The sequence below is a fragment of the Nocardioides sp. NPDC058538 genome (assembly GCF_042719275.1).
GTDB lineage: Bacteria > Actinomycetota > Actinomycetes > Propionibacteriales > Nocardioidaceae > Nocardioides.
In genome coordinates, this window is sequence record NZ_JBHXNY010000051.1 from 1 (window position 1) to 16,417 (window position 16,417).

At 70.5% G+C, this 16,417-nt stretch carries 17 protein-coding genes and 1 riboswitch; of the genes, 8 read left to right on the forward strand and 9 right to left on the reverse strand.

Annotation, left to right across the window (positions count from 1 at the left end; all coding sequences use genetic code 11):
- Positions 1-157: 157 nt before the first annotated feature.
- The 5 genes from ACFWQC_RS26505 to ACFWQC_RS26525 all read left to right on the forward strand — a co-directional run bounded on the left by ACFWQC_RS26505 (position 158) and on the right by ACFWQC_RS26525 (position 5,386).
- Positions 158-1,525 carry a sensor histidine kinase gene (locus ACFWQC_RS26505; RefSeq protein WP_378685219.1) on the forward strand — a complete coding sequence of 456 codons (1,368 nt, stop codon included), beginning with the start codon at positions 158-160 and terminating at the stop codon, positions 1,523-1,525.
- Positions 1,522-2,190 carry a response regulator gene (locus tag ACFWQC_RS26510; RefSeq protein ID WP_378685222.1) on the forward strand — a complete coding sequence of 223 codons (669 nt, stop codon included), beginning with the start codon at positions 1,522-1,524 and terminating at the stop codon, positions 2,188-2,190. The genes ACFWQC_RS26505 and ACFWQC_RS26510 overlap by 4 nt, the downstream gene beginning before the upstream one ends.
- A gap of 86 nt (positions 2,191-2,276) precedes the next feature.
- Positions 2,277-3,158: an ABC transporter ATP-binding protein gene (locus ACFWQC_RS26515; RefSeq protein WP_378685224.1), complete on the forward strand. Its 882-nt coding sequence runs from the start codon at positions 2,277-2,279 to the stop codon at positions 3,156-3,158.
- The gene (locus tag ACFWQC_RS26520; protein WP_378685227.1) at positions 3,155-4,339 is read left to right on the forward strand and encodes an ABC transporter permease; all 1,185 of its coding nucleotides are present in this window, start codon (positions 3,155-3,157) and stop codon (positions 4,337-4,339) included. The genes ACFWQC_RS26515 and ACFWQC_RS26520 overlap by 4 nt, the downstream gene beginning before the upstream one ends.
- 153 nt (positions 4,340-4,492) lie before the next feature.
- Complete coding sequence (locus tag ACFWQC_RS26525) at positions 4,493-5,386, forward strand: SMP-30/gluconolactonase/LRE family protein (RefSeq protein WP_378685229.1); 894 nt, start codon at positions 4,493-4,495, stop codon at positions 5,384-5,386.
- On the opposite strand, the gene ACFWQC_RS26530 is transcribed toward ACFWQC_RS26525, so the two are convergent.
- From ACFWQC_RS26530 to ACFWQC_RS26540, 3 genes are all read right to left on the reverse strand, one after another.
- Positions 5,383-6,342, reverse strand: coding sequence for a lipid kinase (locus ACFWQC_RS26530; protein ID WP_378685290.1), 960 nt, complete (start codon positions 6,340-6,342; stop codon positions 5,383-5,385). The genes ACFWQC_RS26525 and ACFWQC_RS26530 overlap by 4 nt on opposite strands.
- 74 nt (positions 6,343-6,416) lie before the next feature.
- Complete coding sequence (locus ACFWQC_RS26535) at positions 6,417-7,178, reverse strand: MOSC domain-containing protein (protein ID WP_378685232.1); 762 nt, start codon at positions 7,176-7,178, stop codon at positions 6,417-6,419.
- A gap of 8 nt (positions 7,179-7,186) precedes the next feature.
- Positions 7,187-8,002 (reverse strand): isocitrate lyase/phosphoenolpyruvate mutase family protein, encoded by an 816-nt coding sequence (locus ACFWQC_RS26540; protein ID WP_378685235.1) that lies wholly within the window; start codon positions 8,000-8,002, stop codon positions 7,187-7,189.
- 144 nt (positions 8,003-8,146) lie between these two features.
- Here ACFWQC_RS26540 and ACFWQC_RS26545 point away from each other — a divergent pair, with 144 nt between their 5' ends.
- On the forward strand, positions 8,147-8,971 hold the full coding sequence (locus ACFWQC_RS26545) for a cation diffusion facilitator family transporter (RefSeq protein WP_378685293.1): 825 nt from the start codon (positions 8,147-8,149) through the stop codon (positions 8,969-8,971).
- A 25-nt stretch (positions 8,972-8,996) separates the two neighbouring features.
- Here ACFWQC_RS26545 and ACFWQC_RS26550 read toward each other — a convergent pair whose 3' ends face one another.
- Both ACFWQC_RS26550 and ACFWQC_RS26555 read right to left on the reverse strand, forming a co-directional pair.
- Entirely contained in the window at positions 8,997-9,680 is a 684-nt protein-coding gene (locus ACFWQC_RS26550; RefSeq protein WP_378685237.1) for a TetR/AcrR family transcriptional regulator, read from the reverse strand.
- Positions 9,681-9,788: 108 nt separating this feature from the next.
- Positions 9,789-10,103 (reverse strand): DMT family transporter, encoded by a 315-nt coding sequence (locus tag ACFWQC_RS26555; protein WP_378685240.1) that lies wholly within the window; start codon positions 10,101-10,103, stop codon positions 9,789-9,791.
- A gap of 10 nt (positions 10,104-10,113) precedes the next feature.
- Positions 10,114-10,177: riboswitch (guanidine-III (ykkC-III) riboswitch) on the reverse strand.
- Positions 10,178-10,281: 104 nt separating this feature from the next.
- On the opposite strand from ACFWQC_RS26555, the gene ACFWQC_RS26560 reads away from it, so the two are divergent.
- Both ACFWQC_RS26560 and galK read left to right on the forward strand, forming a co-directional pair.
- Positions 10,282-10,857, forward strand: coding sequence for a LysR family substrate-binding domain-containing protein (locus ACFWQC_RS26560; RefSeq protein WP_378685242.1), 576 nt, complete (start codon positions 10,282-10,284; stop codon positions 10,855-10,857).
- A 191-nt stretch (positions 10,858-11,048) separates the two neighbouring features.
- A complete protein-coding gene (gene galK, locus ACFWQC_RS26565; RefSeq protein ID WP_378685245.1) occupies positions 11,049-12,233 on the forward strand; it encodes a galactokinase in 1,185 nt (394 codons plus the stop codon).
- On the opposite strand, the gene ACFWQC_RS26570 is transcribed toward galK, so the two are convergent.
- The 4 genes from ACFWQC_RS26570 to ACFWQC_RS26585 form a co-directional block, all read right to left on the reverse strand.
- The gene (locus tag ACFWQC_RS26570) at positions 12,214-13,140 is read right to left on the reverse strand and encodes a patatin-like phospholipase family protein (protein ID WP_378685248.1); all 927 of its coding nucleotides are present in this window, start codon (positions 13,138-13,140) and stop codon (positions 12,214-12,216) included. The genes galK and ACFWQC_RS26570 overlap by 20 nt on opposite strands.
- A 74-nt stretch (positions 13,141-13,214) precedes the next feature.
- Positions 13,215-13,751 (reverse strand): nucleosidase, encoded by a 537-nt coding sequence (locus ACFWQC_RS26575; RefSeq protein ID WP_378685250.1) that lies wholly within the window; start codon positions 13,749-13,751, stop codon positions 13,215-13,217.
- A 19-nt stretch (positions 13,752-13,770) separates the two neighbouring features.
- Positions 13,771-14,985, reverse strand: coding sequence for an acyl-CoA dehydrogenase family protein (locus ACFWQC_RS26580; RefSeq protein ID WP_378685253.1), 1,215 nt, complete (start codon positions 14,983-14,985; stop codon positions 13,771-13,773).
- Entirely contained in the window at positions 14,985-16,349 is a 1,365-nt protein-coding gene (locus ACFWQC_RS26585) for an acyl-CoA dehydrogenase family protein (RefSeq protein WP_378685256.1), read from the reverse strand. Before ACFWQC_RS26585 ends, ACFWQC_RS26580 begins: the two co-directional genes overlap by 1 nt.
- Between the last annotated feature and the right edge of the window lie 68 nt (positions 16,350-16,417).

A 16,417-nucleotide genomic window follows, 5' to 3' on the forward strand; every position in this document is an offset into this window, starting at 1 on the left:
GGCGTGTCGAGACCAACACGGTCCCCTCGGCGCTCGGTGGGACCGTGTTGGTCTCGACACGCTCGGCCGCAGGCGGCCTCGCGGCTCGACCAGCGGTGGGTCGACCTCAGTCTCGAGACTGAGGACCTGGTCCGCCCGCGGAACTAGGGTTGGCCGGGTGACTGTGCACGACGACGGCTCCTCCGGCCGGCTGGCGACCTTCTTCGCGACCGACGACGACTGGGAGCGGGAAGGCTCGATCACGCTGGGCGACTGGCTGGTCGGTGCGATCGTGCTGGTCGCGAGCCTGGCCACCCTGGAGCTGATCCGGGGAGTCGGGACGCTCGACTCCAGCGACGCACCGACCTGGGTCGAGTGGACGGCGGTGGTGATCGGCGCGGCACTGCTCGTCTTCAGGCGGCGCTTCCCGCTCACGATCGCGCTCCTGGCCGGGCTGCACATGTTCGTCACCGGGGTGTGGCTCCCGACCGTGATGGGGCTGCTGCCGATGCAGATCATCTACTTCGTGGCCTTCTTCGCCGGAGCCGCCTGGGCGCGGCGCCGGCGGGACATGGTGGTCGTGATGGGGCTGATCACCCTGTTCATGTTCGCGTGGCTCTCCTGGCAGTTCGCGGTCGGCAGCGGTATCGACGAGATCCGCGAGGCGACCGCCGACGCGGAAGGCTCCTCTCTCATCGGCCCGGTGACCGCCTACGTGCTGCTCACCACCTTGATGAACCTGCTCTACTTCGCCGGTGCGATCGTCGGCGGCCAGGTCGCCTGGCGGGGCGCACGGCAGAAGGCCGAGCTGGCCGAGCAGGCCGCGACCATCGCCGCCCAGTCCGGGCAGCTCCAGCGTCGCGCCGTGATCGACGAGCGCCTGCGGATCGCCCGCGAGCTGCACGACGTCGTCGCCCACCACGTCGCGGTCGTCGGCGTCCAGGCCGCCGCAGGGCGCAAGCTCCTCGAACGCGGCCGCCCCGGTGACATCGAGGGCGCCGCCGAGGCGCTCGGCAACGTCGAGGCCTCCGCGCGCGAGGGGGTCACCCAGATGCGCTCGCTGCTCGGCACGCTGCGCGACCCGGCCGGCGACTTGGAGTCGGACGGCGCGGACGAACGCCGCCCCGAGCCGCGCCTGGAGGACCTGCCCGGGCTCCTGGACGAGATACGCGAGAGCGGGCTGCGGGTCGACTACCAGGCCGTCGGTCCGGTCGAGAGCCTCTCGCTGCCGCTGGCGCACTCGGTCTACCGGATCGTCCAGGAGGCGCTGGCCAACGTACGCCGCCACTCCACCGCCGACCACGCCCAGGTCGTTCTCCGCATCGACCGGGCGGCGGCCGCGGCGTACGCCGAGGTCGAGATCACCGACAACGGCCGACCCCGGCACGGCACCTCCGGCAGCGGCCTGGGTCTGCTGGGCGTACGCGAACGAGCAGCCGTCCGGAAGGCGGAGGTCGACATCGGGCCCAGGGCCGTGCAGGGGTTCCGGGTGCGGGTGCGGTTCCCGCTCGACTCCCCCGTCGCGACGGCGGGAGCGGCACGATGATCCGGGTACTGCTCGCCGACGACCAGCAGCTGGTGCGCTCGGGGTTCCGTCTCATCCTCTCGATGGAGGACGACATCTCGGTGGTCGGCGAAGCCTCCGACGGTGCTGACGCGATCGCGAAGGCGCGCGAGCTGCGGCCCGACGTGGTGCTGATGGACGTACAGATGCCCGGCACCGACGGCATCGAGGCGACGCGCACGGTGGTCGCCGAGGGGCACGCCAAGGTGATCATCCTGACCACCTTCGACCGCGACGACTACCTCTTCGACGCGCTCGCCGCAGGCGCGAGCGGCTTCCTGCTCAAGAACGCCGACCCCGACTCCCTGGCCGAGGCGGTGCGGGCCGCCGCCGACGGCCACGCACTGCTCGCCCCGGAGGTCACGATGCGCGTGATCGGCCGGGTGACCGGCGACGTCCCGGCGGTGCCGAGACCGAAGCCACCCAGAGAGCTCGACCTGCTCACCGCTCGGGAGCGCGAGGTGCTGCTGCTCATCGGCGAGGGACTGAGCAACAACGAGATCGCCCGCCGGCTGTTCCTCACCGAGGCGACCGTGAAGACCCACGTGTCGGCCTGCCTGGCCAAGCTGCAGCTGCGCGACCGGGTGCAGACCGTGGTCTTCATCCACCGTCACGGCCTGCTCCCGGCCGGCCCGCCCAACGGGTGAGGCCGAGCTCATCCTCGCGACGGATCCGCCCGGCGCCGCACTGAAATAGCGTGAGTCCCGTTCGTTTCCAACGCAGAGGAGATTCGATGCTCGAGGTCAACGGGTTGACCCGCCGCTTCGGCGACATGGTCGCCGTCGACGAGGTGTCCTTCCCGGTCCCGTCCGGTGGGCTCACCGGGTTCGTGGGCGGCAACGGTGCCGGGAAGACCACCACCATGCGGATGATCATGGGGGTGCTGGCCGCGCACGCCGGAACGGTGTCCTGGCAGGGGCACGTGGTCACCCGCGAGGACCGGCGCCGGTTCGGCTACATGCCCGAGGAGCGCGGTCTCTACCCGAAGCAGCCGATCCTGGACCAGCTGGTCTACCTGGCGCGGCTGCGCGGCATGTCCACCGCTGACGCGCGCCGGGAGATCACCGTGCTGCTGGAGCGGTTCGGGCTGGGTGGTCGCACCAAGGATCCGCTGGAGAAGCTGTCGCTGGGCAACCAGCAGCGGGTCCAGATCATCGCCGCGCTCGTCCCCGCGCCGATGGCGCTGATCCTCGACGAGCCCTTCTCCGGACTCGATCCCGACGCCATCGACGCGATGGCGGATCTGCTGCGCGAGCACGCTCGCGACGGCGTACCCGTCGTCTTCTCCTCCCACCAGCTCGACCTCGTCGACCGGCTGTGCGACCGGCTGGTGGTGATGGCCCGCGGCCGGGTGGTCACCCAAGGTACTGGCGAGGAGCTGCGTGCCGATGCCGCGCTCCGCTACCGGCTCGTCCTCGACGGCGACGCCGGTTGGGTACGCGACCTGCCGGGGCTCCACGTCCGCGACGTCTCCGGTCCCGAGGCCGAGATCGAGGTCGTCTCCGCCGGTGCCGAGCAGAAGCTGCTCGTCGAGGCCACCAGCCGCGGGAACGTGCTCGACTTCCACCGCGTCGTACCCCGTCTGTCCGAGATCTACCGGGAGGTCACCGCATGACTGTGAAGACCAGGAACCAGCCCGTGTGGCAGATCGTCGCCCGCCGCGAGATCGCGGTCCGCGCCACCGACAAGTCGACGCTGATCGGCACGGCGGTGATGCTCGCGGTGATCGTGGGCGTGCTCGGCTTCACCGCATGGAGCGAGAGCCGCGAGAAGACCTACGACCTCGCCTACTCCTCCACGGCGTCGCAGGCGATGGTCGAGGGCATCGCGGAGCGCGCCTCCGACATCGACGAGAAGGTACGCATCGTGCCGGTCGCCGTCGACGATGCGGACGCCGCCCGGCACGCGCTCGAGGAGGAGCAGACCGACGCGTACCTGCGCCCGGACACCGACGGCTGGACCCTGGTCACCCTCGAGGACGCCGACTCCGAGCTGCGCGACGTGGTCAGCCAGTCGGTCGAGGCGATCGTCCTGGCCGGCAACGCCGACGCGGCCGGCACCACGGCGGCCGAGCTGACCGAGGGTTCGGCGGTCGGAGTCGAACAGCTCGAGGGCGACAGCGAGCTGTCAGCGATCCGCTACGTGGTCGGATACACGCTCGCGATCGTCTTCTACTTCGCCTCGATCATGTTCGGGATGACGCTGGCCAACAGCGTCGTGGAGGAGAAGCAGTCGCGGATCGTGGAGATGATCGCCGCCGCCGTACCGCTGCGGCAGCTCCTCGCCGGCAAGATCATCGGCAACGCCGTCATCGCCGTCGGGCAGATGCTCATCTACGTGGCCGTCGGACTGGTCGGGCTGAGTCTCACCGACTTCAGCTTCGCTCTGCCGGCGCTGTCCGGAGCGATCGGCTGGTTCGTGGTCTTCTTCCTGATCGGCTTCGTGGTGCTCTCGACCCTGTGGGCGGTCGCGGGCGCGCTCGCCTCTCGTACCGAGGACCTGCAGTCCTCCTCCACCCCGATCACGATGCTGCTCATGGTGATGTTCTTCGGCGCCCTCTACCTCGACGGCGTCGGCGAGCAGATCGGTTCGTACGTCCCACCGCTCTCCGCCGTACTCATGCCGATGCGCCTGGTCGAGGGCACCGCGGCCTGGTGGGAGCCGATCATCGCCGTGGTCCTGCTCCTCGCCTTCGGCGTCGCCCTCGTACGCCTCGCCGAGCGCCTCTACAGCCGCGCCCTGCTCCAGACCGGCGGCCAGCTCTCCCTCAAGGCTGCCTGGCGGCTGGAGGAGTAGCCGAGGCGTCACCCCCGTCGGCCGAGGCGTCACCCGCGTCGGCCGAGATGCCACCTCGGTGCCATCTCGATTCGCGTCAGTGACTTCTCGCCCGACGTACCTGACTTCTCGGCATGATGGGGGCAGTCGACGACGACCCGAGGAGCAATTGCGATGGCCCGAGAGATCAGCACCGTTGTGGAGAACCTGCACTACCTGGAGTGCCCGCGGTGGCACCAGGACCGGATCTGGTTCGTGGACTTCTACTCCCACAAGGTCTACTCGGCGCAGGAGGACGGGTCGGACCTGAAGGTCGAGGCGGAGGTGCCGGGGCAGCCGTCGGGGCTGGGCTGGCTTCCCGACGGCCACCTCCTGGTCGTCTCGATGCGCGATCGCCGGATCCTGCGCCGTGAGTCGGACGGCTCGCTGGTGACCCATGCCGACCTCAGCGCTCATGTCAGCCACCACCTCAACGACATGGTGGTGGACGAGCAGGGCAGGGCGTACGTCGGGAACTTCGGCTTCGACATCATGGCCGGTGCCGACGTGGCGCCGACGGTGCTGCTGCGGGTCGACCCGGACGGGACGGTGACCGAGGTCGCCGACGACATGTGGTTCCCCAACGGCAGCGTGATCACCGAGGACGGCACGCTCATCGTCGACGAGACCTGCGGCAACCGGATCAGCGCCTTCGACATCGCGGAGGACGGGTCGCTGGGCAATCGGCGTACGTGGGCGAAGTTCGGAGAGCTCAGCACGCACACCGCGTTCGCGGAGGCGATGGGCGATGCCGTGCTCGCGCCCGACGGCTGCTGCCTGGACGCCGAGGGCGCCGTGTGGACCGCCGACGCGGTCTTCGGCCGGCTGGTCAGGGTAGCCGAGGGCGGCGAGATCCTCGAGCAGATCGAACCGGGAGGCGGCGTCTTCGCCTGCATGCTGGGCGGCAGCGACGGGAAGACGCTGTACGTCTGCGCCGCACCCGACTTCTTCGAGGAGGCGCGCAAGGCCAACACGGAGGCGCGGCTGCTGGCCATCCGGGTCGACGTGCCCCGCGCCGGACGCCCTTAGCTCTGGACGTCCGGCGGCGGACCGTCGAGGCGGCCGGCGCGGCTGCGGATCGGCACCGCGACGTGGAGCGCGTTGCTCTCGAGGGTGAAGTCGGTCGGTGTCTCGGTGACGATCTCCCCGTCGAGGTTGACCGGCATCGCCTCGTCGGTCGTGATCCGCACCGCCGAGGTCGTCACGTGGTGCACGTGGTCATGCTCGATGAAGTGGCCGCTCCTGAGCAGCCGCGCGATGGAGACGTGGTCGCGCATGCGGCCCCGGACGATGGCGTAGACGTCGAGGAGGTCGTCGTCCACCGAGGCCGTGGGCGAGACGGTGTTGCCGCCGCCGTAGTGACGTCCGTTGCCGACCGCGACCTGGAGCAGGTCGTCGAGCTCGACCGTGTCGTGGTCGCCCTCGGGGAACTCGAGCCGCGCGGTGAAGGGCCTGTGGTGACGGTAGGCCTGCAGCGTCGCCACGGGGTAGGCCGCCGGCCCGATGAGCTTCTTCAGGCGCGGGTTCAGGGCCTCGGTCACCGCGACGGAGAGACCGAAGGAGGCGACGTTGAGGTAGGCGTGGCCGTTGGCCCGCCCGATGTCGACGTTGATGATCTTTCCCTCGAGCATCTGCTGGACCGCGGTCTGCGGGTCCTGGTCGAGCTCGAGCGTGCGGGCGAAGTCGTTGGCGGTGCCGAGCGGCAGCACAGCCAGCACGACGTCGCTGCCGGCGATCCGGGCCGCGGCGGCACCCACCGAGCCGTCGCCCCCGCCGATGACGAGCAGGTCGGGCTGGTCGGCAGCGACCTCGTCGAGAGTGGTCTCCAGCTCCTCCCCCGAGTGGACTGCGTAGGAGCGCACGTCCTCGATCCCCGCGGACCGCAACATCTCCTCCGACGAGGCCAGCGCGTCCTGTCCGCGGCGTGAGCCGGCGTTGACGACGAGGGCGACCTTCACGGAGTCGCGCGACAACAGCGATTGCATATCCACCCTCAGGAGGGTACGCACTCCACCTGAGTCCGCGCTGGCGTGTTCCTGTGCGTGGCCCGTGCGGCCGGCTACCGGCCGACGGCGCCGGGCGTGACCACCTCGGCGAAGACCCCGAACGCAGGCTCCCCGGCCCGGTTGAGCGGGCGGTGCGAGGCGAGCGTCTTCAGCAGGCGTACGTCCCGCTCCCCCGTCTCCGGACGGACGTCGATCACGGCGCAGCGCGGGATGGGTACGCCGATCCGGAGCGTCGCCTCGCCGACCCGGATCTCCCGGCCGAGCCAGGTCTCCTCGGCATAGGGCTCGTCGGTCTCGACCACCAGGTTCGGCCGGAAGCGCGCCGCGTCCAAGGCGTCCGGGCCCGCCTGCCCGGCGAGGTCGCGCATCGACGCCGTGGTCACCACCGACACCGAGCCGGCGAAGACGACGTCACCGCGACGGGCACGGGCCAGCCGCACGGGCCGGTCGAGCCACCTCGAGAACAGCGCCGTGTGCGGGCCGCCGAGCAGCTCCAGCTCGACCTCCCGGCCCCAGTAGTCGCAGGTGAGTCGCTCGCCCGTCGCGGCCGGCTCCGCCGCAGCGGTCTCGCCGTCGGGCAGCTCGACCTCGAGCCGGTCGCCGGCCAGCTCCGCCCGCACCGCGACCAGCGAGGGGTGCTGCACGGTCCGCAGCACTCGCCCGTGGGCCGGGTCGGTCTCGTCGACCGACACCAGCGCGAAGCCGCGGTCGCCCACGACCCCATGGGCGTCGAGCGCCACGCGGTCGTGGGGCAGGTGCCTGGTCCCCTTGATCGGCGCGAACCCCGCTCGCACGACCTTCAGCTCATCGATCACGGGGCCAGTCAACCAGCACTGCGAAACGCCTTGGCGCCCTCGGCCGCCAGCTCCGAGTAGCCGGTCGTGCCGGCGCCGAGCAGCTCCTCCGCGGCCCGCTTGACCGCACCGAGGGCAGCGAAGGCGAACGCCCCACCGACCGAGATGCGCGCCGCGCCTGCCTCGGCCAGCTCCGGCACCGACGGGCCGCCGGGCAGCAGCAGGACGTTGACCGGGCGGTCGACGGCGTCGACCAGGCGGCGTACGTCCTCGACGGCGATGACGCCGGGCGCGAAGAGCACATCGGCGCCGGCCTCCTGATAGGCCTGGAGGCGGGCGATGGTGTCGTCCAGGCGGTGCCCTGAGCTTGTCGAAGGGTCGTCGCGGCCACGGATGTGGTTCTCGGCCCGGGCGGTGAGGACGAACTGGTCACCAGCGGCCCCGGCCGCGGCGGCGACCCGCTCGGCGGCCTCTCCGACGGAGTAGATCGTGTCCTTCTCGATCCCGGCGTAGTCCTCGATGGACCCGCCCGCCAGGCCGGCGGCCAAGGCGAGCCGGAACGTCTCCTCGACCTCGGCCGTGGTGCCTGCGAAGGCCGCCTCCAGGTCGGCCGATACCGGCACATCGACCGCCTCGACGAGCGCGGTGGCGTGCGCGATCACCTCGTCGCGGGTGACCTGGCCGTCGAGGCGGCCCAGGGTCGCGGCGTACCCGCTGCTGGTCGTGGCCAGCGCCGCAAAGCCCAGCGACGCCAGGACCTTGGCCGAGCCCGCGTCCCAGGCGTTGGGCATGAGCAGCGGGCGTCCGGGCAGGTGCAGCGACAGGAAGTTCTCGGCGAGCGACATGCCGGTCACCCTGCCACGGGACGGCGCAGCCGAGAACCGGATTCCGGCTTAGGATCGATGAACATGGGGCACGATCACGAACACATCTCACCTGCGGCGGACCGGCGCTACCTGATTGCCGCGATGTCGCTCCTGGGTGTGTTCCTGATCGGCGAGGTGACGGTCGCGATCCTCGCCGACTCGCTCGCGCTGCTGGCCGACGCCGGCCACATGCTGACCGATGTCGGGGCGATCGCGGCGGCGCTGTGGGCGATGCGGCTGGCGGCGCGGCCGGCGCACGGCCAGTGGACCTACGGCTGGAAGCGCGCCGAGATCCTCTCCGCGGCGCTCAACGGCATCACCCTGCTCGTCTTCGCCGCGGTCGTCGGCGTGGAGGCGATCCGACGCCTGATCGATCCGCCCGACGCCGAGGGCTGGCCGATGTTCGTGGTCGCGCTGGTCGGCTGCGGTGTCAACATCGTCGCGGCGGCGCTGATGGCGCGCGCCAATCGCACCTCGCTCAACGTCGAGGGCGCCTACCAGCACGTCCTCTCCGACCTCTACGGCTTCATCGGCACCTTCGTCGCCGCGATCGTCATCCTGCTCACCGGCTGGACCCGCGCGGACCCGGTCGCCTCGCTCGTGGTGGTCGCCCTGATGACGTACGCGGGTGTCTGTCTGCTGCGCGACAGCGGCCGGATCCTGCTCGAAGGTGCGCCGGCCGAGGTCGACGTCGAGGACCTGCGCCGGCACCTGCTCTGCGTCGACCACGTCGTCGAGGTGCACGACCTGCACGCCTGGACGGTCACCTCGGGTCTGCCCGCGGTCTCCGCCCACCTGACCCTGCTGCCCGAGTGCTTCCTCGACGGCAGCGCGCCGAAGGTCCTCGACCGGGTCCAGGCCTGCCTGTCCGGTCACTTCGACGTCGAGCACTCCACCTTCCAGCTCGAGCCCGAGACGCACCTGGCCCACGAGCCCGGGATGCACTGAGGCCCGCTGAGGTCGGGCCCGGAGGTCAAGCCCGCGCGAGCGCGGTGAGAGCCGCCTCCCGCGCCTGTTCGATCGCGTCCTCGGCGACCCCACACAGTCGCAGGCAGGCCGAGGCGATCGTGGCGACGGTCGTGCTGCCGACCCGGTCCTCGCGGCGAAGGCTCACCACGCTCTCGACCATCTGCACGAGGAGCTCGCCGAGCCCGGGCTCGCCGCTGCTCGCCGAGACCCGAACCCCCGCGGCGCGCTCCGCGACCCGGCCGTAGCCGGCGACGAGGTCACCGCGCAGATGGCCGTAGCGGTCGTAGACGGGTGAGGCGATCACGTCGGGCAGACGGTAGAGCATGCCGATGTTGTAGGGCATGGCGACCAGCGCGCTCATGTCGCTGACGGCGAGGGCGTAGAGGCCGACGTCGGGCGTGACCGACCCCATCCCGGCCTCGATCTTCCCGGCCTGCTCGACCCGGTCCTGGACCGAGCGCTCGAGCAGCACCGCGAGGATCTCCTCCTTGCTCCCGAAGTGGTAGTAGATGGAGGCCTGTCTCAGCCCGGCACCGTCCGCGATCTCGCGGGTCGTGGTGCCGGCATAGCCGCGGCTCACGAAGAGCTCGGCAGCGGCAGCGAGGATCTGATCTCGGGGGTTCGCCGCGATCTTTCCGGGGAGCAGCCGTGGACGGCCGCGACCCGGACGCGGCGAGATCTGTGACACCGTGGCATCGCCTTTTTCTGTCGTACGATAGATAACATTGGAGAGGGTAAGTTTCGCACTCATATCGAAAGAGTCAAGCGCCAGAGGACGTGTCCGTCCGCAAACCCCTCAGTGCGTGAGCTTGAGCCCGACGACGCAGCCGACGAGCGCGACGATCAGCACGACGCGTACCGGGCTGATCGCCTCTTCTCCCGCCACCATCGAATAGCCGACGGTGAGCGCGGCGCCGATCCCGACCCAGACCGCGTAGGCGGTGCCGATCGGCAGGGTGCGCATGGCCATCGCGAGGCCCACCAGGCTGCCGATCAGGGCGACACCGAAGACGATCGACGGGGCCAGCCGCGAGAACCCCTCGGTCCGGCCCAGGGCGAGCGCCCACACGGCCTCGAGGACGCCGGATACCACAAGAAAAAGCCAGGACATGACCACTCCAGACGGCCGTCTTGTCGCGCTTCCGGGTACGGCTCCCTCGTCCGGCAGCCGGTCTCGGCTGACGTCTCCGACCTTAGCAAACCTGTCACACGATAGAAACTTCCCGGCAACAAGGAACGCCGCGTTCTTCAGCACGGGATTCAGCGCCGATCGATGAGAGGATACGCAGGTGACCTTCACCGTCGGCTTCGTCACCGGAGCCACCCCTGACAAGTGGGCCCGGACCTGGCGAGAGCGCAGCCGTGAGCGGCTCGAGCTGGTCCCGGTCACCGAGGAGGACCAGGAGCGGCTGCTGCGCGAGGGCGAGCTCGACATGTGCCTCGTACGCCTCCCCGTGGACCGCGACGGCCTCCACTGCATCCCGCTCTACGAGGAGCAGCCGGTCGCGGTGATGGGCCACGAGCACCTGCTCTCCCTGCTCGAGGAGGTCACCCTCGACGACCTCGCCGAGGAGCAGCTGGTGACACCGGAGCGCGGCGGCTGGAAGCCGTCCGCGGAGCAGATGACGTGGCCCGCGATGAGCGAGAAGGACGCGGTCGAGACGGTCGCGGCCGGCACCGGGATCGCGATCCTGCCCATGTCGATCGCCCGGGTCTACCACCGCAAGGACGCCGTCTCCCGGCCGGTGACCGGCATCGAGCCCACCACCGTCGGTCTGGCCTGGCTGATCGACAACGACGACGAGCGGGTGCAGACCTTCATCGGCATCGTGCGCGGCCGCTCGCGGAACTCCTCTCGTCACTGAGCTCCGCCGTCCGGCAAATGCCGGGTGAACGCCTGGCGACATCCGCCTCGCCCGGTCCCATTCCAGCCGGCGGTGCCGCTGCTCGTCCCCAACCTCAGCACCGCCGACCGGACCGCGACCGTGCGGGTGATCGCGGTCTACTGAGCGACCCGGGTCCGCGCGGGCCGCGCGCACGCGGCAGACTTTGCACCATGCTCGAACCGACCGACCTCACCGCGCGCGCGATCGAGGCGCTACGCACCACCTTCGGCGCCGAGGCCACGGTGGTCGGGAGGGCGCCGGGGCGGGTCAACCTGATCGGCGAGCACACCGACTACAACGCCGGGCTGGTGCTGCCGGTCGCGCTCCCCCACGCCACCTACGCCGCGGCCGCGCCGCGCACCGACGGGGCCGTCCGGATCTCCACGGCCCATGACCCGGAGCCGTTCATCAGCCACATCGACGAGCTCGGGCCGGAGATCGACGGCTGGGCAGCGTACGTCGCCGGGGTGCTGTGGACCCTGCGCGAGGCGGGCCTCGTGACCGGTGGCCTGGACCTTCACCTGGAGTCTTCGGTGCCGTTCGGCGCGGGCCTGTCATCCTCGGCCTCGGTCGAGTGCGCCACCGCCGCCGCAGCCCTCGGCATCGCCGGCCGGACCCTCGACGCGGACCTGCGGCGTGCCGTCGTCGCAGCCGGGATGCGGGCCGAGACCGAGGTCGCCAAGGCCCCGACCGGCGGCATGGACCAGTCGGTCGTCGTCTTCGCCGAGGACGGCGGCGCGCTGCTGATCGACTTCGACTCGGGCGAGCACCGCAACGTCCCGCTGGCCCTCGGCGAGCGCACCATCCTGGTCACCGACACCCGCGTCGAGCACCAGCTGACCGACGGCGGCTACGCCTCCCGGCGCGCCCAGTGCGAGAAGGCCGCCGCCGACCTCGGCTTGCGCTCGCTGCGCGAGGCCACCCTGGACCAGGTCGAGTCCCTCGACGACGAGGTCGTACGCCGCCGGGCGCGCCACATCGTCACCGAGATCGGCCGCGTCGAGCCGACCGTTACCGCGCTCGGTGGCGGCGATTGGGCCGCGATCGGAGACCTCTTCGCCGCCTCGCACGCCTCGATGCGCGACGACTTCGAGATCTCCGTCCCCGAGCTCGACCTGGCCGTCGCGACCGCGGTCGGCGCCGGCGCCGACGGGGCCCGGATGACCGGTGGCGGCTTCGGCGGCTCGATCGTCTCGATCGTCCCTCTTGACGCTGTCGATGCGGTCAGCGCGGCCATCGACAAGGCCTTCGCCGAAGCCGGCTACGGCACCCCGGGGCACCTGATCGCCAGCCCGTCGGCGGGCGCGATGTTCACCGAGTTACCCTTCGACAAGCTCAGGACATCGCCTCGGTGAGCATCCGGGTCGCGGTGTCGGCCGCGGCCTGACGGGCCGCGCGAAGCAGATCGACGTCGGTCTCGGTGCGACCCGGTATCGGGTCGGCCACATCGGGCGCGAACGTGAGCGTGCGTACGCCCGCGTAGCTCCCGTCCCTCATCTGCGCGACCGTCGCCCGGTAGCGGTCGGGCCGGCTGTGGTAGAGGTCGCCGAGCTCGGCGTTGACCCGGCGCAGGTAGCGCTCGATGACCCGGTCCGCCCGGCCGTAGGCCGGCGCCGTACCGAACGGCCGGGTGGCCAGCACGATCGCGTGCGTCGCCCCGAGCGCCGCTGCCGCGGCCACCGGCACCGGTTCGACCAGGCCGCCGTCGAGCCAGCGGCGGCCGCGTACGGTCACCGGGAGTCCTCCGGCCAGGGGCAGCTGGCTGGAGGCGATCACCGAGTCGGCGAGGTCGGTGGCGTCGCTGAAGTCGGTGAGCGGGACCGCCTTCGCGGTCACCACGTCGGTGGCCACCGCCGCCAGCCGGGGCGCCCCCTCACGCAGCGCGAGCGACCACTCGAACAGCTCCGCCGAACGCGCGGTGATCCCGCGGGTGTCCACCATCGACTTGCGCCGCAGCATCCGCCCGGCGCCGATGTACTCGGGCGAGGCGAACACCGAGGCGTACGACTCGCTGAAGGCGTCGATGGTCCCGGCCGCCACCGCGGTCGCGTTGGCAGCACCGGCGGAGGTGCCTACCACCAGGTCGACCGCATCCACCAGGCCCTGGTCGGCGAGCACCGCGGCCATCGTCGCCGACAGCATCCCGCGCATCCCGCCACCTTCGATCACGAGGGCCAGAGTCGCCCCGTCATCCTTGTTCCCACTGTCCCCGCCACGACGGGACCGGAGCAGCTCGACCACTCCCGATTGCAATGCGTCCACATCTGGATTGTGACGCTACTGGCGAGTAGGGCGTGGCATCGGGTCGCTCCGACACGCCCGGGCAGGGGCGCACGTCACACGTTGGCGGTGAGCCACGCCCCCAGGTCGCGGGCGGAGCGGTCGACGACGCTGGCCCAGTCGAGGGCGCTCTCGTCGGCGTTGTCGGAGACATGCTTGACGACGCGTGCCGGGACGCCGGCCTCCCGGGAGGCCCAGGCGACGGCGAAGGCCTCCATGTCGACCAGGTGAGCGCGCTGGGCGAGCTCGGCGCGCACGACCCTGTCGGTGACGAAGAGGTCGCCGGTGGCGCAGACGATGTCCGAATCGCCGACGTCGAGGGCGTCTTCGACCGGGTGGCCCAGCGCCCGGATGGCGGCGGACGAGAAGTCGTGGTTGAGCACGATGCCGACCTCGTAGATCCCGGTGTGGCCGTCGCGCAGCGCACCGCACGAGCCGATGTTGACGACCTGACGGATGGTCTTGTCGGCCGCCAGCACGCGCGAGACGGCCGAGGCGGACGCCACCTTCCCCATCCCGGTGATCACCACCTTGAGCCCGGAAGGAACATGGGCCGCCTCGACCTTGGTCGCTGACACCACGAGAACACTCATGGCGCCGAACCTTACTGACCTACTTGAGCTCCGCGGACGAGAGCCCGAGGACCCGTCGCGCCACGATCAGCTGCTGGATCTGCTGGGTGCCCTCGAAGATGTCGAGGATCTTCGAGTCGCGGGCCCACTTCTCCAGCAGCTCACCCTCGGAGTAGCCGATGGTGCCGGCCAGCTCGACGCAGGACAGGGTCACGTCCGAGCCCATCCGGCCGGCCTTGGCCTTGGCCATCGAGGCTTCCTTGGAGTTGGGCTGGCGGTTGTCGGCCATCCAGGCGGCCTGGAGCATGAGGAGATAGGCACCCTCGTAGTCCGACTCGAGCTGGATGAACTTCGCCGCGGCCGCCGACTGCAGGTGAGCCGGCCGGTCGTAGTCGATCTCGACGCCGGCCTTCTCGAGCAGGTCACGGGTGTAGTCGAGCGCCGCGCGGGCGCAACCGACCGCCATCGAGGCGACCAGAGGCCGGGTGTTGTCGAAGGTGGCCATCGCACCGGCGAAGCCCTCCTTGACGTTGATCTCGGGGTTGCCGAGGAGGTTCTCGGCAGGCACCCGGCAGTCGGTGAAGGTGATCGTGGCGGTGTCGGAGGCCTTGATCCCGAGCTTGTGCTCGAGACGCTCGACCTTCATCCCCGGCGTGCCCTTCTCGACCACGAACGACTTGATCGCGGCCTTGCCGAGCTCCTTGTCGAGCGTCGCCCACACCACGACCGCGTTGGAGCGGTCACCGGAGGTGACGAAGATCTTCTCGCCATTGAGCACGTAGTGGTCACCGTCGAGCGTGGCGGTGGTCTTGATGTTGGCCGAGTCGGAGCCGGTGCCGGGCTCGGTGATCGCCATCGAGGCCCAGATGCCGTCGAAGCGCTCGTGCTGCTCGTCGTTGGCGACCGAGGCGATGGCCGAGTTGCCCAGGCCCTGGCGCGGCATCGCGAGCGTGAGCCCGACGTCGCCCCAGCACATCTCCGAGACGGAGAGGACCGAGGACATGTTGGCGCCGTTCTTGACCTTGCCGTCGTCGGGCTTGGAGTCGCGGCGTACGCCGGTGGCGCCCGCGCCCTCACCCTGACCGGACTCGGCCAGGCCGTCGGCCATGGCGGCGAGCATGTCGAGCTCGGTGGGGTACTCGTGCTCGGCCTTGTCGTACTTGCGCGAGATCGGTCGCAGCATGTTCATCGCGACCTGGTGCACCTGCTCGCGCAGCGGCTTGAGCTTCTTGGGGTCTTCCAGATTGATGGCCATCAGACCAGCACCGTGCCTTCCATGATCCCGATCGCACGCAGGTCGCGGAACCACCGCTCCACCGGGTGCTCCTTGACGAAGCCGTGACCACCGAGCAGCTGTACGCCGTCGAGGCCGATCTGCATGCCCTTGTCGGCACACAGCTTGCGAGCCAGCGCGATCTCGCGGGTCGCGTCGATGCCCTGGGCCACCCGGCTGGCGGCCTTGTAGGTCACCAGGCGCATGGCCTGCAGCTCGATCGCGATGTTGGCGACCATGAACGCCACCGACTGGCGGTGGGCGATCGGCTCGCCGAACGCCTCGCGCTCCTTGACGTAGGGCGTCACATAGTCGAGGACGGCCTGGCCGACCCCGATGGACAGAGCGCACCAGGCGAGGCGGGAGAGGCGTACGGCCTCGGTGTAGGTCGAGCCGTCGGTCTCGCCGAGGACCGCCGCAGCCGGGACCTTCACGTCGGTCATCGTCAGCTTGGTCAGCGAGGCGGCGCGTACGCCCATCGCGGGCTCGGACTCGATGGTGATCCCGGGGGTCGAGGACTCGACCAGGAAGAGGGTCGGCTTGCCGTCGAGACTGGCGCCGACGACGAACAGCTCGGCCTCGGCGCCACGAGCGACCAGGGACTTGGTGCCGTTGAGAGTGAACCCGTCGGTGGTCTTCGTGGCGGTGGTGGCCGGCGACAGCACGTCGAAGAGGACCTTGTCCTCGTTGAGCGCGAAGGCCGCGGCCGGAACCGACCCTTCAGTGAACGCCGGCAAGTACGTCTGCTGCTGCTCGTCGGTGCCCCACAGGCCCAGCGCGGTCGCGACCGAACCGGGCGCGAGCGCGGCGACGGCCAGACCGAGGTCGCCCTTGGCGAGCGCCTCGGCGACCAGGGTGCCGGCGACCGCAGAACGGGTCTCGGAGATGCCGCCGAGCTCCTCGGGGACACCCAGGATCGGCAGCCCGATCTCCAGGCTCGACTTGAGCAGCTCTTCCGGCGCGGCGCAGGCCTCGTCGGCCTCGGCCGCGGCCGGACGTACGACCTCGGCGGCGAACTCGGTGACCACGTCGACGAGCATCTGCTCGTCCTCGCTCGGGGTCAGGTCGAAGACGCCCTGGGGGATGGCGTTGGGCACGCGTACGCCCGGGACACCCCGCTTGCCCTTCTTCTTGAACGCCCGGCTGGTCGCCGCCATCGTCTTGAACCCGCCGCGGGTCACCGTGAAGACGACCTGCTCGGTCTGCTTGCGGACACCGAGCCGGTCGAGCGCAGGGCTCTGCGAGAGCTTGCGCAGACCGGCCACGGCGAACCCGATCGGGTCACGCGACTCGCCGGACGGGACGCCGTTCGCGATCCCGCCACGTAGGCCTTGGAGGATACTCATGGGTAGAACTGTAACTGGGAGTTACAACGTGGTCTACACCGACCTTGGATCTCGACCACGCACGACTT

Coding starts and splice junctions, on each gene's coding strand:
- ACFWQC_RS26555 (WP_378685240.1), bottom strand. CDS start 10,103: ATGTCCTGGCTTTTTCTTGTGGTATCCGGCGTCCTCGAGGCCGTGTGG.
- ACFWQC_RS26580 (WP_378685253.1), bottom strand. CDS start 14,985: ATGGCCATCAATCTGGAAGACCCCAAGAAGCTCAAGCCGCTGCGCGAG.
- ACFWQC_RS26585 (WP_378685256.1), bottom strand. CDS start 16,349: ATGAGTATCCTCCAAGGCCTACGTGGCGGGATCGCGAACGGCGTCCCG.
- ACFWQC_RS26575 (WP_378685250.1), bottom strand. CDS start 13,751: ATGAGTGTTCTCGTGGTGTCAGCGACCAAGGTCGAGGCGGCCCATGTT.
- ACFWQC_RS26515 (WP_378685224.1), top strand. CDS start 2,277: ATGCTCGAGGTCAACGGGTTGACCCGCCGCTTCGGCGACATGGTCGCC.
- galK (WP_378685245.1), top strand. CDS start 11,049: ATGCTCGAACCGACCGACCTCACCGCGCGCGCGATCGAGGCGCTACGC.
- ACFWQC_RS26525 (WP_378685229.1), top strand. CDS start 4,493: ATGGCCCGAGAGATCAGCACCGTTGTGGAGAACCTGCACTACCTGGAG.
- ACFWQC_RS26510 (WP_378685222.1), top strand. CDS start 1,522: ATGATCCGGGTACTGCTCGCCGACGACCAGCAGCTGGTGCGCTCGGGG.
- ACFWQC_RS26530 (WP_378685290.1), bottom strand. CDS start 6,342: ATGCAATCGCTGTTGTCGCGCGACTCCGTGAAGGTCGCCCTCGTCGTC.
- ACFWQC_RS26540 (WP_378685235.1), bottom strand. CDS start 8,002: ATGTCGCTCGCCGAGAACTTCCTGTCGCTGCACCTGCCCGGACGCCCG.
- ACFWQC_RS26520 (WP_378685227.1), top strand. CDS start 3,155: ATGACTGTGAAGACCAGGAACCAGCCCGTGTGGCAGATCGTCGCCCGC.